At 71.1% G+C, this 13,724-nt stretch carries 14 protein-coding genes and 1 pseudogene; 8 read left to right on the top strand and 7 right to left on the bottom strand.

Annotated features, from left to right (window positions below; all coding sequences use genetic code 11):
• Nucleotide 1: 1 nt before the first annotated feature.
• Nucleotides 2-427, top strand: a complete 426-nt coding sequence (locus ACH4U7_RS45795) for an ATP-binding protein (RefSeq protein ID WP_398533697.1) — start codon at nt 2-4, stop codon at nt 425-427.
• A gap of 373 nt (nt 428-800) precedes the next feature.
• Nucleotides 801-2,330, top strand: coding sequence for a tetratricopeptide repeat protein (locus ACH4U7_RS45790; RefSeq protein ID WP_398533696.1), 1,530 nt, complete (start codon nt 801-803; stop codon nt 2,328-2,330).
• Between the two features lie 4 nt (nt 2,331-2,334).
• Here the strand turns inward: ACH4U7_RS45790 and ACH4U7_RS45785 are convergent, their stop codons facing one another.
• Together ACH4U7_RS45785 and ACH4U7_RS45780 are read right to left on the bottom strand one after the other, a co-directional pair.
• On the bottom strand, nt 2,335-3,129 hold the full coding sequence (locus ACH4U7_RS45785) for a methionyl-tRNA formyltransferase (protein ID WP_398533695.1): 795 nt from the start codon (nt 3,127-3,129) through the stop codon (nt 2,335-2,337).
• Between the two features lie 908 nt (nt 3,130-4,037).
• A complete protein-coding gene (locus ACH4U7_RS45780) occupies nt 4,038-5,120 on the bottom strand; it encodes a serine hydrolase domain-containing protein (protein WP_398533694.1) in 1,083 nt (360 codons plus the stop codon).
• A 213-nt stretch (nt 5,121-5,333) separates the two neighbouring features.
• Here ACH4U7_RS45780 and ACH4U7_RS45775 point away from each other — a divergent pair.
• Both ACH4U7_RS45775 and ACH4U7_RS45770 read left to right on the top strand, forming a co-directional pair.
• Nucleotides 5,334-5,730: pseudogene (locus ACH4U7_RS45775) on the top strand (response regulator transcription factor); the annotation flags it as partial.
• Complete coding sequence (locus tag ACH4U7_RS45770) at nt 5,675-5,896, top strand: sensor histidine kinase (protein ID WP_398533726.1); 222 nt, start codon at nt 5,675-5,677, stop codon at nt 5,894-5,896. The pseudogene ACH4U7_RS45775 and the gene ACH4U7_RS45770, both read left to right, overlap by 56 nt.
• Before the next feature lie 30 nt (nt 5,897-5,926).
• On the opposite strand, the gene ACH4U7_RS45765 is transcribed toward ACH4U7_RS45770, so the two are convergent.
• A complete protein-coding gene (locus ACH4U7_RS45765; RefSeq protein WP_398533693.1) occupies nt 5,927-6,355 on the bottom strand; it encodes a MarR family winged helix-turn-helix transcriptional regulator in 429 nt (142 codons plus the stop codon).
• 138 nt (nt 6,356-6,493) lie between these two features.
• Here ACH4U7_RS45765 and ACH4U7_RS45760 point away from each other — a divergent pair, with 138 nt between their 5' ends.
• A complete protein-coding gene (locus tag ACH4U7_RS45760; protein WP_398533692.1) occupies nt 6,494-7,357 on the top strand; it encodes an NAD(P)H-binding protein in 864 nt (287 codons plus the stop codon).
• Between the two features lie 18 nt (nt 7,358-7,375).
• Here ACH4U7_RS45760 and ACH4U7_RS45755 read toward each other — a convergent pair whose 3' ends face one another.
• The 4 genes from ACH4U7_RS45755 to ACH4U7_RS45740 all read right to left on the bottom strand — a co-directional run bounded on the left by ACH4U7_RS45755 (nt 7,376) and on the right by ACH4U7_RS45740 (nt 10,180).
• The gene (locus tag ACH4U7_RS45755) at nt 7,376-7,804 is read right to left on the bottom strand and encodes a lasso peptide biosynthesis B2 protein (RefSeq protein WP_398533691.1); all 429 of its coding nucleotides are present in this window, start codon (nt 7,802-7,804) and stop codon (nt 7,376-7,378) included.
• Nucleotides 7,801-8,061: a lasso peptide biosynthesis PqqD family chaperone gene (locus ACH4U7_RS45750; RefSeq protein WP_398533690.1), complete on the bottom strand. Its 261-nt coding sequence runs from the start codon at nt 8,059-8,061 to the stop codon at nt 7,801-7,803. The genes ACH4U7_RS45755 and ACH4U7_RS45750 overlap by 4 nt, the downstream gene beginning before the upstream one ends.
• Before the next feature lie 27 nt (nt 8,062-8,088).
• Complete coding sequence (locus tag ACH4U7_RS45745; protein ID WP_398533689.1) at nt 8,089-9,954, bottom strand: asparagine synthase-related protein; 1,866 nt, start codon at nt 9,952-9,954, stop codon at nt 8,089-8,091.
• A 79-nt stretch (nt 9,955-10,033) separates the two neighbouring features.
• Nucleotides 10,034-10,180, bottom strand: coding sequence for a keywimysin-related RiPP (locus tag ACH4U7_RS45740; RefSeq protein ID WP_107485598.1), 147 nt, complete (start codon nt 10,178-10,180; stop codon nt 10,034-10,036).
• Between the two features lie 344 nt (nt 10,181-10,524).
• On the opposite strand from ACH4U7_RS45740, the gene ACH4U7_RS45735 reads away from it, so the two are divergent.
• From ACH4U7_RS45735 to ACH4U7_RS45725, 3 genes are read left to right on the top strand one after another with little or no spacing between them, the layout of a single operon-like run.
• A complete protein-coding gene (locus ACH4U7_RS45735; RefSeq protein ID WP_398533688.1) occupies nt 10,525-11,067 on the top strand; it encodes a PadR family transcriptional regulator in 543 nt (180 codons plus the stop codon).
• The gene (locus tag ACH4U7_RS45730) at nt 11,064-11,942 is read left to right on the top strand and encodes an ABC transporter ATP-binding protein (protein WP_398533687.1); all 879 of its coding nucleotides are present in this window, start codon (nt 11,064-11,066) and stop codon (nt 11,940-11,942) included. Before ACH4U7_RS45735 ends, ACH4U7_RS45730 begins: the two co-directional genes overlap by 4 nt.
• 2 nt (nt 11,943-11,944) lie before the next feature.
• Complete coding sequence (locus ACH4U7_RS45725) at nt 11,945-13,720, top strand: FtsX-like permease family protein (protein ID WP_398533686.1); 1,776 nt, start codon at nt 11,945-11,947, stop codon at nt 13,718-13,720.
• The last annotated feature ends 4 nt before the right edge of the window (nt 13,721-13,724 follow it).

Here is a 13,724-nt window from a genome sequence, read left to right as displayed (position 1 = left end):
CATGTCCACCGCCACGGCGGACCGCCGGGACACCTTTCGTGTCTCCAAGCACAAGCGCAGCGTCCCGGGTGTACGGACCCGCATACGGAAGACCCTCGCGAACTGGGGGATCAGCGGCGCTCTCGCCGACGACGTGACCCTGTCGGTTGACGAACTGGTGTCCAACGCCATCCGTCACTGTCGTGTGACGTTCGCTCTGATCGAGATCACCGTCTCCGTCCAGGATCGGGCCTTGCTCCTTGAGGTTTCCGACCCCGACAGAGACAAGATCCCCCAACTTCGGACCCCCGATCCCGATGAAGAGAGCGGACGCGGGCTGTACCTGGTTTCACAGCTGGCGGAAACGTGGGGCCACAGGCACGAGAAACACAGCAAATGCGTCTGGGCGCGCTTTGTGATCACAGAAGAGTTCACGTGCACCGACTGACGGACGCCGAACGCCGGGCGTTCAAGTTCTGGTACACGCACCACACTTACCGCTCCGTGACGCTCGCGCTGTACAGGGGACACAGATACGAACTGCGGGTGTCCGTCGTCGGCAAACGGCATATTCGCCATCGGTCCGACCTCACCGCACCCGACCCGCCACACCCCACAGATGCCCGTTACGTGGCAGGGCCTCACCGCGTAACGGGTCGCAAGAGGACTCCCAGCACGCGCCCCCGTGGCGGCTCGGTCGAGTCCCGCGCAGGGGTCCCGTAACTCCGCAGGCGGGGCCCCTGCGTCCCCTCACAGAAACGCCCCAGGACAGCGAGCAGGCCGTCCCCGGGGCAACCAGCCAACTGATCGGAGGTACGCCCATGACCGAAAACGCTCGGGCGGACGACGACGCTTCCGCAGCCGCGCGGTCCTACCGGGCGCTGACCGCCGAGGCCGCGACGCTGTTCCGGCTGCTCGGTCTCCATCCGGGACCGGCCTTCGGGGTGCCGGCCGCCGCCGCGATCGCCGGCCTCAGCACGGCCCAGGCCCATCGCCTGCTGGACTCTCTCGCCGGGGCCCATCTGCTGGAACAGACCGCGCCCGACCGCTACGAGTTCCATGACCTGCTGCGCGCCTACGCGACCGACCAGGCCCAGTACGAGGAGACGCCCGAGACCCGCGCGGTCGCGGTGCGCCGGATCCTCACCTGGTACGTACACGCCGCCGACGCGGCCCAGGGGTGGATCAATCCGGGAGAGGCGCATATCCCGCTCACCCCTCTGGACGCCGGTGTCACCGCCCCCACCTTCGACAGCTACGAGCAGGCCATGTCCTGGTACGAGCTGGAGTCGGCGAATCTGATGGCCGTCGCCCGCCAGGCGAAGGCGGCGGAACTGGACGAGATCGCCTGGCAGTTGGCGGTCGTGCTGCGCAGCGTGCACATGCTGCTCAACCCGTTCGAGGACTGGCTGGCCATGGGACACATCGGGCTGCGGGCCGCGCGGCGGCTCGGTGACCGCGGCGCCGAGGCCGAGATCCTGGAAAGCCTGGGCATGGCCTGCACCCAGTCCCACCGGCTGGGCGAAGCGGCGGATTTCCATGAGGGCGCCCTCGCGATCCGCAGCGAGCGAGGAGACCGGCTGGGCGAGTCGCTTTCACTCAACGACATCGGCCTGATCCGCCTCAGGGAGCGGCGGTTGAGCGATGCGAAGGGCCGTTTCGACGAGGCGCTGACCATCTTCCGGGAGATCGGCGCCCCCCAGTGGGAGGCCGTCGCCCTGGCGAACGCCGCCGAGGTGGCGTATGAACTCGGAGCGGCGGAGCGAGCCCGTGACCTCGCACAAAGCGCCCTGGAGATGTTCCGCGCGCTGGACAACAAGGGCGGACAGGGCAACGTCCTTCGGCTGCTCAGCGCCGCCTGTCTGGAACAGGGCGAACCCCAGGAGGCTCTTGGCTATGCGCGGCAGGCGGTGGACATCGCGGTGAGCCATCGCAACACCATGTGGGAGGGGTACTGGCTGCTCACGCTGGGTCGGGCCCAGCAGGCGACCGGCCACGCCGATGACGCCCTGGCCTCGTACCAGCGGGCCGCCGTCATCCAGCGACGGCTCGGTGACCGCTCGCGCGAGGCGCGAGCCTGGCAAGGCGCGGGAGGGGCGTACCGGCAACTCGAACGGTTCGACGAAGCGGCCGACTTCCACCGCGGCGCGGCGGCGACGCATCGCGACCTGAGCGACGACTGGCAACTGGCCCTGGCGCTCGACGGGCTCGCCGCGGCGCTGGACGCGGCGGGCCGCACCGACGAGGCGCGCACACACTGGTTGGAGGCGCTGACCCTGACGGCCAGGTACGAGGATCCGCGAGCCGCTGACCTCCATACCCGGATCAGCCGCGCCCTGGAGCAGGCGTGACGGGCTATTCCGATCGTTCCACGGCCTGCGACTCGACGATCCACAGCGGACCGTCCGCGCAGTCGATCCGTAAGCCCCCTCCGCCCGGATCGGTACGCGTCCGCAGCACCGACACCCAGCGGCCGTTCACCTGAACGACGGGGCCAGGCGGGTCGTACACGCCGAACCGGGAGGCTCGGACCTGGTTGTGGATCTCCCGCACGGTCCGAGTCCGGTCCACGCGGCGAAAGTCCTCCCCCATCCAGCCCGCGTAGGTCGCCTTCGCCTCGTCCTGCGGCTCGCCGGCGTCACCGGCGTCGACGCGCCGCAGGGCGAGCGGAAGCAGTCCGCTGGTCAGGGCGTCCATACGGGCCAACAGCTCATCCGGCACCACCTCGTCCTCCAGCGGCACACCGCCGCGCTGGACGATCACCCGCCCGGTGTCGAATTCCTCGTCCATCCAGTGGACGGTGACCCCGGTCTCGCGATCCCCGGCCCGGATCGCCCAATGGATGGGGATGGGGCCGCGGTGGCGCGGCAGCAGGGACGGATGGACTTGATTCCTCCGAGCCGTGCCGCATCCAGCACCCGGCGGGGGATCCGCCTGGGGAAGCCATTGCAGAGCAGCAGATCGGGCCGGTAGCCCGGCAACGACCGTGCCAGACTCGCGGCGCTGCGGGGTAACAGCAGGTCGACCCCCGCGGGAAGGGACTCCACGATGCCGGCGACCGCGGCCGACGCTCCCGGACCACTGCCGCGTCCAGGGCGCGACGCACGCGCGTACACATACGCGATCGGTTCGTGACCGGCCGCCTCGCATGCGCTCTGCGCGATGGCGAAGCCATCGGCGGAGTGCGAGAACAGCACGATCCTGATGCGCCCGGTCAATGACACCTCCTTGACAGTCGGTCACGGGTCAGGGCGATGCCGCACCTGGCGGGGGGTGCGGCTCGCTGCGCTGCGCCTATGCGGCGTCTCGCGGCATTCGGCTCGCGCGGGTGCTGCTTTCGTCTCGGACCCTCCGGGTCCAAAGCGCCAGCGAGAAAGGGGAAGGGGGCGGCCGACCCGTTGTCGCGGTTCCTTGGCCCGGCAGGTGGCTGGGCTCACGGCAGGCTCCGCTGCGCTCCGCCGCAGCTGCTGCCGCGCAGTGGCCGGCCGGTCAGCCCAGCGGTGCGCTGGACCGGGGCGCGGGAGCGCGACGGACAGACGAGCACCGACGGACAGGACCCCCCCTCCACCCACCCCCTCTCAGAAATTCACTTGATGCAGTACTTGATATAAAGCAAGCATTTTTTTAAGAGCAGGTGAGGGGAGGCCCCAACCGGACCGGAGCCCACCGCTCCAGGCGACCATCCACTGCTCCGCCATCCGCCAGCCGGCGAGGGCCCGTTGGGCAAGACGGCGACGAAGCCTCCGGCCCCCTCCCCTCCCCGCTGCTGGCCGCTTTGCGCCAAAGGCGCGAGACGATACGCGCACGCGGCGTCCGGACCATGCCGCCCAGCGATCGCTGACCCGTTCGTCGCGCTCCCGCACCCAGTCGAGCGCACCGCTGGACTGACCGACTCGCCACCGTGCGGCAGCAGCTGCGGCGAAGCGCGGCGGAGCCAGACTTGAGCTCAACTACCCGCCGGGCCAAGGAAACGGGGCACCGGGTCGGCGCCGCACCCACACCATCCCGCCTCCTCATTCGCCTCCTGGAGACGCGTGTGCCGGCCCGGGCGGGGCGGGTTACCGGCCGGGGCAGAGCACCGCTTCGGCGGCCTTGTTCATGGCCTTGCCGACGGTCATGACCTGCTCGTTCCGGATCTTCAGCGTGGCGGACACGGCGAACTGACGGCGGCCGTCGTCCGAGGTGAAGGTCACGGCCAGGAAGCCGGGGCCGTTGCCCGCGGTGGCCGCGACCGTGCCGCCGCACAGATTGGGGAGCGGCCGTGGCATCACTTGCCGCAGGTCCGGGGGCAGCAGCCGGCCTTGGTCGGATGCGCGGTAGAAGGCGCTGAGGTCATGGGATGTGGAGATGATCCCTCCGGCCGCGCCACCGAAGCTTGCGTTCTGCCGGTCCACGTCGCGCGGCGTGCCCTGGTCGTCGGGGTAGTAGCCGTGCGCGTGCGGGCCCTTGATGCCCTGAGGGGGCCTGGTGGGCAGATAGGTGTGGGTCATGCCGAGAGGCGCGAAAAGGCGCCGGGTCAGCTCGGCGGCCAGGCTGCGGCCGGTCGCTCTCTCGATGATCAGGCCGAGGAGAAGGTAGTTGGTATTGGAGTAGGTGAACTTTTCGCCCGGCTCCCCCGTGCGGGGCACCTGGCGCGACGCCTTCACCAGATCGATCGGGGGGTAGTAGGTCGTGAAGTCGTACGGGTTGTTGAACTGCCCGGAGGCGAAGAAGTCGGGGATGCCGGAAGTGTGCCGGATCAACTGCCGCACGGTGATCTCATCGGCCCGCTCCACCAGATCCCGCTGCGCCACCTCCGGCAGTACGTCGGCCAGCTTGTCGTCCAGGCCGACCTTGCCCTCCTGGACGAGTTGCAGCAGCACCGTGGCCGTCATCAGCTTGGTCTGGGACCCGATCCGGTAGCGGGAATCCGGGGAGACGCGCCCGCCCTTGCCGTCGAGCAGGCGTGAACCCGCCGTGCCCCGACCCGCCCGCTTGCCGTCGACGTACGACTCTCCGGTGGCCCCCACCACCCCGTCGGTCTTCGCCAGGCTCTCCATCGCCTGCCCGACGTCTCCGGGCTCGGACTGGTCGGCAGCGGTCGCGGGGGCCGGGACGCCCAGCGCCAGCACCGCGCAGACCACCCCGGCGGCCGTGGCCACGGCCCTTCCACGCCCACGCCTCATCGTTGCGGTCCGCTCTCTGCGGTACGCGCTTCTTCGGTGCGGGGTCTTCATGGTCGATCACCCTTCCTGACGGGATTTCCAGGACTTCGAGGGCGACCAGATCTACCGGTCGGCACCGATCGGCGGCCGATCGGCGGCCGATCGGCGGACCATATGCCTTCCATATACGGGCGTTGCGATACTCCCCGGATGCGTGTGCTCCTGGTCGAAGACGAACAGCCCCTCGTCGGGTACATCGAAGCCGGGCTGCGCAAGCACGGCTTCACCGTCGACGTCGCCCTCGACGGCCGCAGCGCTCTGGACAAGTGCGAGATCACGCCGTACGACGTGGTGGTCCTGGACCGGGACCTGCCGCTGGTGCACGGCGACGCGCCTGGTGCGGCGCAGCGCGCCGGCCCGTCCGCCGGTGCTGTGTGCCGCCGGGGTGGCCCTGGATCCGGCCCGGCGCAGCGCCGAGCGGGACGGGCGGCTGCTGCGGCTGACGCCCAAGGAGTTCGGTGTGCTGGAGCAGTTGCTCGCCGCCGGGGGTGATGTGGTCAGCGCGGAAACCCTGCCGGACAAGGTCTGGGACGAGCATGCGGACCCGCGTCCGTACCGACGGCCCGGGGCTGGGACTAGGGCTGTCGATCGTGCGCGCGGTCGCCCTCGCCCACGGGGGCCGGATCTCGGTCACCACCCGGCCCGGCGGCGGCCTCGACGTCACCGTCGACCTCCCGCAGAGCCCGGCGGAGGCGGATCAGCCGGATCGATGACGGCGTCGAGGACTTCAGGCGTCGAAGAGTTCAGGCGTCGTCCAGGAGGTCGTTCGCAGCGCGGTGGATCTTTGTCAGCGCGCTGAGCAAGTGCCGCCGCTCGTCGTCGGTGAGGTCCGCGGTCACGGCTTCCTCCATGCGTCGGCGTTCCTGCTCGACCGGTTGTTGCAGGGCGCGTCCGGCGTCGGTGAGCCACAGCCTGACCAGGCGGCTGTCCCGGTCGTCGGGGCGCCGGGTGAGCAGGTCGGCGGCGGCCATGCGGGTGGCCATCTTGGTGACGGTGGGCGTGGTGACGTGGAGCGCCGCGGCGATCTCGCCCGGGGTGCGGCCGTCGTGTTCCCAGAGGGCCGCGAGGAGGTGGTTCTGGCCGAGGTGGAGGCCGTGCTCCCGCATGCCGCGCTCGGCGAGGGCCCGCAGGGTCTTCGATGTCTTGCTGTGCAAGTCCAGGAACTCGGGCATCGCGGCCTTTCGGTGAGGCGACGTACGGGACGGGACGAGGCACCCGACGCCGCCAGTCGATCGTTTGACGGCTAATCATTTCCCGGCTAACGTCCGACCCGATGAACTCGTTAACCGGCAAATGACCGAAGGAGTGTCATGCTACTGCTCACCGGAGCCACCGGAAACGTCGGCCGCGAACTCGTCCGCCAACTCGACGCACAAGGCACCGAATTCCGTATCCTCGTGCGCGACCCGGCCCGCGCCGCCGACCTGCCCCAGCGGGCCGAACGCGTCGTGGCCGACCTGGACGAACCGACGACACTCACCTCCGCCTTCCACGGCGCAGACCGCCTGTTCCTGCTCACCCCGGGCATCGGCACCGCCCACACCGCACACGCCGTCGCCGCCGCCCAGGCCGCCGGAGTACGGCACATCGTGCACCTGTCCTCCTTCAACGTCCTGGGCGACCCCATGCCCGCCATGGGCCGCTGGCACCACGAACGCGAAAATCTCGTCCGCGCCTCCGGCATCCCGGCCACCTTTCTGCGCCCCGGCGGCTTCATGACCAACGCCCTGGACTGGCTGCCCACCCTCCGCGAAGCCCGCTACGTCCTCGACCCCATCGGCCCCGGCCGCTACGCACCCATCGACCCCGCGGACATCGCCGCGGTGGCCGCCATCGCCCTGACCGAGGACGGCCACCAGGGCAAGGAGTACGTCCTGACCGGCGCGGAAACGCTCACCGTCACCGACCAGGTCCGCATCCTCGCGGAAACGACCGGGACCGCCATCGAGATCCGCGACGTGGCCACAGCCGACGAGGCGGTACGGTCCCGATTCCCCCACGGAGCACCACCGGCCCTCGCCGAAGCCCTCGTAGAAGGGTTCACCCTCATGCGCGCCGACACCGCCGGACTCCGGACGGACACCGTCGAGCAGCTCCTCGCCCGCAAGCCACGCACCTTCGCCGCCTGGTGCGCCGCACACACGGACGTGTTCCGGCGGGCACTCGGCGCCTGAGCACCCATCAGCTGGGCGTCAGGTGGCACCTTCCGCCGGCACCGAGAACAGGGGGCGGAAGTAGGAAGGGTCCGCCTTCTCCTCGACCATGCGCCCCTCAGCCTCCACCCACGCATGGGCGCCGAACGGCAGGCGGGCCCGTACTCCCACCGTCCAGGTGGGCCAGGTGCCACGGGCCCGGCACAGCAGGACGATCGCCAGTGAACGAGGCAGGCACCCTTCGTCCCCGGCGCAGCGGAGGCTTACGGCTACCACGGCCTCCCGGGCGGCGCGGGCCTCCTCGTACGTGGCCGGGCGAGCGCCCCTGCGCAGGCGGGTCAGTATGGCGCGGGTCCGGGCCGGCGGCTTGGCGGCCAAGCGCCGGGCGACGGCCACGGCGAGCAGCACCAGCAGGCGGCGGCCCGGGGAGAGCCGGACCTCCGTCCGGTGCGGTACGACCGAACTCAACGCTGCTGCACCACCTTCGCCTGCTGGAGACTGGCCATCAGCCCCTCCACGTCCGCACGGGCGCGTGGCTCGTCGACGTCGTAGACGGCCATCAGCCGCTCGGTGGTCTCCTGCACCGTGCTGCCGTCGACCAGGGCGCGGAAGGCGAGGGACGCGGTCCCGTTGAGCTGCCAGTAGCGGCCGTCCCTGCCGTCCAGCAGAACCGTTCCGTAGTCGGTGTCCACGGTTGAGACGTCGGGGTGCAGTCTCCATGTCATGGTTGTCTCCTGCCTCGGGCCTGTGGCTCAGGGGTGGGTGGCGGCTGTCGGCTGGGTGGCCGTGGCCCGGGCCCACAGTTCACAGCTGAGCGCGGACTGCATCGCGCCTCGGTGGAGGCTGTCGGTGTAGGACAGGTCGAACAGCTCGCGCAGCGGCCCGGGGTCGATCAGGCCCAGGGCGGCCAGGCGGGAGCCGTCCCACAGTTCCGCCAGTTCCCGCCGGTGCGCTTCGAAGCCCTCGGCGACGAGCGTGGTGCCGTCGCCCTTGGTCCGCCGGGTCAGCACCCCTGGCGGCATGATGTCCGCCATCGCCGCCTTGATGAGGGGTTTGAACTCCCAGGGGGTGACTCGCTCTTCGGGCCGGACGGCCAGGCACACCTGGATGACCTGGTCGTCGAGGAAGGGGGAGGTATGACTGAAGTCCTGGGTTTCGGTCAGCTGGTGGCACTGGCGGACGAGCCGCCCGGCGTCCTGGATGGCCAGGAGGTCGTTGTGCCGCCCCCGCGTCGGCGCCAGCGGCTCGGCCGTCGCGGCCGCCTCGTGCAGGGTGCGGTTCACCAGGTCCCTGGCGTCCGGGGTGAGCCATACGGGCAGGCTGGGGAAGTGGCCCCAGTCGGACAGGGGGTTCGGGGTACGGCGGACGCGGCCGTGGACCCGATCCGCGAACCAGCGGCGGTAGGAGCGGCCGTCCAGCAGACCTCGGGCCTCCACGCCCCAGCTGCTTCGACGCAGTTGGCTCAGGACCCTCAGCCGCTGGGCGGCCATCAGCGGCCGGTGGCGCAACAGGTCGTGCTGATAGGCCGGGTGGCCGCGCAGCAGTTGGTCGCCGCCGAGCCCGTCGAGGTGCAGCCGCGAGCGGTGCGCGAGGGCCCGCTGTCGTATGGCGCGCAGTCGGGGCGCGCTCAGTACGGCGGTGGACGGCTCGTCGGGAACGCCGTCCACCTCCATGAGGCCGCCGAAGAACCGCGGCAGTTCGCGGTTGGAGTAGACGATGTGGTTGAGGTCCGGCAGACCGGCGGCGGCCTGCCTGGCCCACTGGACGTCCTCGTCGGCCTGGTCGTCGTTCTCCATGGTGAACGTGGTGAACGTGGTGGGCGAGGGCCTGTGCCGGGCGGCCAGCAGGGCGATGCTGGTGGAGTCCATGCCACCGGAGAGGTCCGCGCTGACGGTCTGGGTGCCGCGGGTGCGTACGCGCACGGCGTCGTCCAGCGCCTGGCGCAACAGTTGGCCGCCCTCGGTCAGTGAAACCACCGGTTCGGGGGCTTGCCACCAGCGTTTGACCAGGGGCCGCCGACCGTCCGGATCCAGCGCCAGGTACGAGCCCGGGGGCACCGCGGAGACGTTGCGCCACGGAGGTAGGTCGCCTAGTGGGTGCGGCAGCGCGTCCAGGGTGCGCAGGGCGAGCAGGGCCGGGTCGAGCGGGGCGTCCAGTACGGCCGCCAGAACGTCCGCGCGGTCCGCGGCGATGGTGAGTGCGCGCAGCTCACCATGCGCGCCCAGCTCACCATGCGCGCCCAGCTCACCGTGGAAGACCCGGCGCAGTCCGGAGGCGGTGCCCTGTACGCGCAGCCGGCCACGCACGGAGGCGACGAGGTGGTAGCTGCCGGCCCAGGCCAGGCCCAGTCGGTCGAGGTCGGCCAGATCGTCGATTCGGGCGGCCGCCGCGGCGAGCTCGTCCTGGGTCGCCGAGCAGTGGCCGATCACGGCGAGCCGGGTGTCGCCCCGCTCCGCCACCAGGGCCCGGCCTTCGGCCGGCCGGCCGGCCACACAGGGCCGGCCGGACCGGTGCCTCAGCAGGATGCGCACGCCGCCCGTGGGGAGCCGGCCGATAGCGGCTGCCGCGCCCTCAACATCCGGCAGCGCGACGAAGTAATGCCAACCGGCATCGGCCATGTCAATGTCCTTAGGGGGTGTGCCGCATCAGCGTCGGCCTCAGAGGCTCAGAGCCTTGGATCCTCAGAGCCTTGGATCCTCAGAGCCTGTCGTAGAAATGAATCACGTTCTCGTAGCCGGTCAGGCCGAAATAGCCGGTGTCCTCCTGGAAGGAGCCACACTCGACCATCTTGGGAGTTTCATAGGCCTGGAGCTCGTTGGTCTCCTGGAGTTCGTCGCCCTGCATCACAGTTCACCTCCCCGTTGACTGGTGTGACCGCTCAGGGCGGAACGCGTTCCGAAGCGGAAGGTTTCGCGGACGCCGGAATGACTCCCAACTGACCGCTGGCCAAAGGGACTTGATTCCCAATCGCCGCCCTGGGCGTGATCGACAGGGAATCACGCGGCTCACCGCGATTCAAGATTCACGATCAACCGCCCTGCCATGAATATTCCGGAATGCCCCCTCCTACTTTTGCCCCGACCCCACCGGGCACAGCTCCGGCCCGATCCCCGCCCAGGCGCGCTCGCCGGTTTGACGCCCCTTTAGATAACCGCTATCTATTGAGGGGTCGCAGAGGAGGGTGGTCCGTGCAGGACGTGGTGCTGGCGCTGCTGGCCAAGGAGCCATCGCACGGGTACGACCTGCGCGGGCGGTTGGTGGCGGCGCTCGGGCCGCTGGGGGAGACGCTGAACGCGGGGCAGATCTATGTGACGCTCACCCGGCTCGAAAAGGCGGGCCTGGTCGTCCAGGAGCGTGAGGACGAGCCGGTGCGCGGCCCGCGCCGCAAGGTGTACGCGCTGACCGCGGCCGGGCAGGAGCGGGTGGCCGCGTGGATGGCCGAGGACCCCGGGCCCAGAGCGGACGTGGCGGAGTTCCACCTGAAGCTGGTGGCCGCCGGCGAGTCCGGCCTGGCTGATCCGCTCGCGCTCGTGGACGCGCGGCGGCGGGAGCTGATGCGCAACCTCGCCGAAACCCAGCGCGCCGCCCTCGCTCTCGACACGGGCTCGGAGGCCGGGCTGCTTCTGGAGGGCATCGCGCTCCGATTGCAGGCCGATCTGCGCTGGTTGGAGGCGTGCGAGCGGACCTGGTCCGCCCACATACGGCGTGGGAAAGGCAGAGGAAACGGATGACGAGTGACGGTCAGCGGGCCAGGGGCCGGTCCCGGCGGCGGGGTACGGACGACAGCCCGGGCGCGGGATGGACGGGCCGCGGGCACGGTGCGGCGGCCGGGCCGGTGCTGCGCACGGTCGGTCTGGCCCGGGTGTACGGGGAGGACGAGAGCGCGGTGTGGGCCGTCGACGGGGTCGACCTCGATGTTCCCACCGGGCAGACGCTCGCCGTGACCGGGCCCAGCGGCTGCGGTAAGTCCACGCTGCTCCAGCTTCTCGGCGGTCTCGACCGGCCCACCGAGGGCGAGGTGTGGCTCGGTGGGCGGCGCGTCGACGACCTCGGCGAGCGGGCGCTGGCCCGGCTGCGGCGCCGCGCCGTCGGGTTCGTCTTCCAGGCGTACCACCTGATGGACGAGCTGACCGCGGCGGAGAACGTCGAGCTGCCCGCGCTGCTCGCCGGCGCCTCGCCGCGCACCGCCCGCCGCCGTGCCGCCGAACTCCTCGATCAGGTCGGACTCGCCGACCGGGCGCGGCATCTGCCCTCGGAGCTGTCCGGCGGACAGCGGCAGCGGGTCGCCATCGCCCGCGCCCTGGTCAACAAGCCGCTGGTGGTCCTCGCCGACGAGCCCACCGGAAACCTCGACAGCGCCGCGACCCACGACATCCTCCGGCTCTTCGACGAGCTGCGCGCCGCCGGCCAGACCCTGGTCATGGTCACCCACGACGAACGCGTCGCCGCCACCGCCGACCGCATCGTCTCCCTGCGCGACGGCACGCTGGCCCACGACACCCCCCTGGGCACCTCCCTGAACACCGACAGCGGCAGCGGCAGCAGCAGCAGCAGCACCGACAGCGGCACCACACGGCTCGGCACGCTCTTGAGCTGGGAGGACTGACCATGGGTCATCTGCTGCTGATATGGCGCCTGGTCCTGCGCGATATGCGCCGCCGTCCCGCCGAGGCCGTCATGTTCCTGCTCGCCGTCACCATCGCCGGCGCCAGCCTGACCCTCGGACTGGCGACCAACGACGCGGTGGTCAGCGGGTACGAGAAGACCCGCGCGGCCACCGCGGGGCCCGACATCATCGCCACCACGACGGCCACGGACCCGTCCCGCGTGGCCGAACTCCTCGCGGACGCGCCCGGTGTGGCCGCGCAGGCCGACCCGGTCTTCGCGTTCGACACCTACATCAAGGCGCACGGCCGGACCGCGCACTCCTCGGTCGAGGGGCGCGAGACCGCACCGTCCGCCGTGGACCGGCCGCTGGTGACCTCCGGCACCTGGGTGCGTCCCGGCGGCGCGGTGGTCGAGCGCGGGTTCGCGCAAGCACTCGGCGTGCGCGTCGGCGACCGCGTCACCATCAGCGGACGCGGCTATCCCGTCGTCGGGACCGCGATCAGCGCGGCCACCGGGGTGTATCCGGCAAGCGACGCCGCGCAGGGGGCCGGGCCGTCCGACTACGGCGGCAGGATCTGGCTCACCTCAGCCGACACCCGCGCGGCGGCGGGGGACGAGCCCAGTGTCCACCTGATCCATCTGAAGCTGACCGATCCCACGGCGACGAAACGATGGCAGGACACCGTGTTCGGCCGCGACCGCGAGGTCGACTCCTCGGTCAACGTCCACTACTGGCAGGACGTCCTCCAGTCGGACCTGTCCATGATCCGGGCCATCCAGCCTGCCCTGGTGGTCGGCGGCTGGCTGCTCGCCGTCGCCGCGATGGTCACCCTCGCCGCGCTCGCCACCACCCGCGCCGCCCGCGACAACCGGCGTGCCGCACTGCTCAAGGCCGTCGGCGCCGGACCCGCCACCGTCACCTCCGCCCTGCTGGCGCAGTACCTGCTGCTGACCCTCCTGGCCTCCGCGCTCGGGCTGACCGCCGGAACGCTGGCCGCACCCCACCTGGTCGATCCCAGCGCCGGGCTGCTCAACACCGTCAGCCCTCCGGACTCCGACACCGTCACCGCCGCGATCTTCCTCGCCGTCGTGGTCGCCCTGACCGGTGCGCTCGGCCCCGCCCTGCGCGCCGCCCGCACCAGCACCGTCCACGCCCTGGCCGACCCGGCGCACCTGCTCACGCGCCACCCGCGCCTGAACGCCATGACGGCGCATCTGCCCACCTCGCTCCTGCTCGGCATCCGGCTGCTCGCCCGCCGGCCCGGCCGCGCCGTCCTGGCCTCCGCCGGTACGGCCACCACCACCCTCATGGTCACCGCCCTGCTCACCTGGCACACCGAACTCGGCGGGAGGCCCGACTTCAAGCGGTTCGGCCCCGTCGAAGTGCGGGTCGACCTGACCGGCGAGGTGCTGCTCGCCGTCACGCTCACGCTGGTGGCGCTGTCCACGCTCAACACCGTGCTCCTCGGCTGGAGCACCGCCGTGCAGGCCCGGCGCGCCCTGTCCATCGCCCGTACCCTCGGCGCCACACCCGGCCAGGTCGTCGCGGCGCTCTGCGCCGCGCAACTCCTGCCCGCCGTGCCCGGAGTGGCGGTGGGTATTCCGACCGGGCTCGGCCTGTACTGGTTGTTCGGCACGCAGGTCACACCCCCGGGATCGTGGCTGCTCAGCGCCGCGCTCACCATCCTGCTGGCCATCGCGGCGCTGACCGCGCTGCCCGCATGGGTCCACACCCGCAGCCCCGCCGGGCGCGTCCTCAACGCCGAACCCGCCTGACGGA

It is taken from the genome of Streptomyces sp. NPDC020845 (assembly GCF_044334165.1).
In the GTDB taxonomy this organism is placed as follows: Bacteria; Actinomycetota; Actinomycetes; order Streptomycetales; family Streptomycetaceae; genus Streptomyces.
This window is presented reverse-complemented; position numbering and strand designations above follow the sequence as displayed.

What these genes read in the sequence shown, in the direction of transcription:
- ACH4U7_RS45795 (WP_398533697.1), top strand. Translation starts at nt 2, where the DNA reads ATGTCCACCGCCACGGCGGACCGCCGGGACACCTTTCGTGTCTCCAAG.
- ACH4U7_RS45790 (WP_398533696.1), top strand. Translation starts at nt 801, where the DNA reads ATGACCGAAAACGCTCGGGCGGACGACGACGCTTCCGCAGCCGCGCGG.
- ACH4U7_RS45785 (WP_398533695.1), bottom strand. Translation starts at nt 3,129, where the DNA reads ATGCGAGGCGGCCGGTCACGAACCGATCGCGTATGTGTACGCGCGTGC.
- ACH4U7_RS45770 (WP_398533726.1), top strand. Translation starts at nt 5,675, where the DNA reads ATGTGGTCAGCGCGGAAACCCTGCCGGACAAGGTCTGGGACGAGCATG.
- ACH4U7_RS45765 (WP_398533693.1), bottom strand. Translation starts at nt 6,355, where the DNA reads ATGCCCGAGTTCCTGGACTTGCACAGCAAGACATCGAAGACCCTGCGG.
- ACH4U7_RS45760 (WP_398533692.1), top strand. Translation starts at nt 6,494, where the DNA reads ATGCTACTGCTCACCGGAGCCACCGGAAACGTCGGCCGCGAACTCGTC.
- ACH4U7_RS45750 (WP_398533690.1), bottom strand. Translation starts at nt 8,061, where the DNA reads ATGACATGGAGACTGCACCCCGACGTCTCAACCGTGGACACCGACTAC.
- ACH4U7_RS45745 (WP_398533689.1), bottom strand. Translation starts at nt 9,954, where the DNA reads ATGGCCGATGCCGGTTGGCATTACTTCGTCGCGCTGCCGGATGTTGAG.
- ACH4U7_RS45740 (WP_107485598.1), bottom strand. Translation starts at nt 10,180, where the DNA reads ATGCAGGGCGACGAACTCCAGGAGACCAACGAGCTCCAGGCCTATGAA.
- ACH4U7_RS45730 (WP_398533687.1), top strand. Translation starts at nt 11,064, where the DNA reads ATGACGAGTGACGGTCAGCGGGCCAGGGGCCGGTCCCGGCGGCGGGGT.
- ACH4U7_RS45725 (WP_398533686.1), top strand. Translation starts at nt 11,945, where the DNA reads ATGGGTCATCTGCTGCTGATATGGCGCCTGGTCCTGCGCGATATGCGC.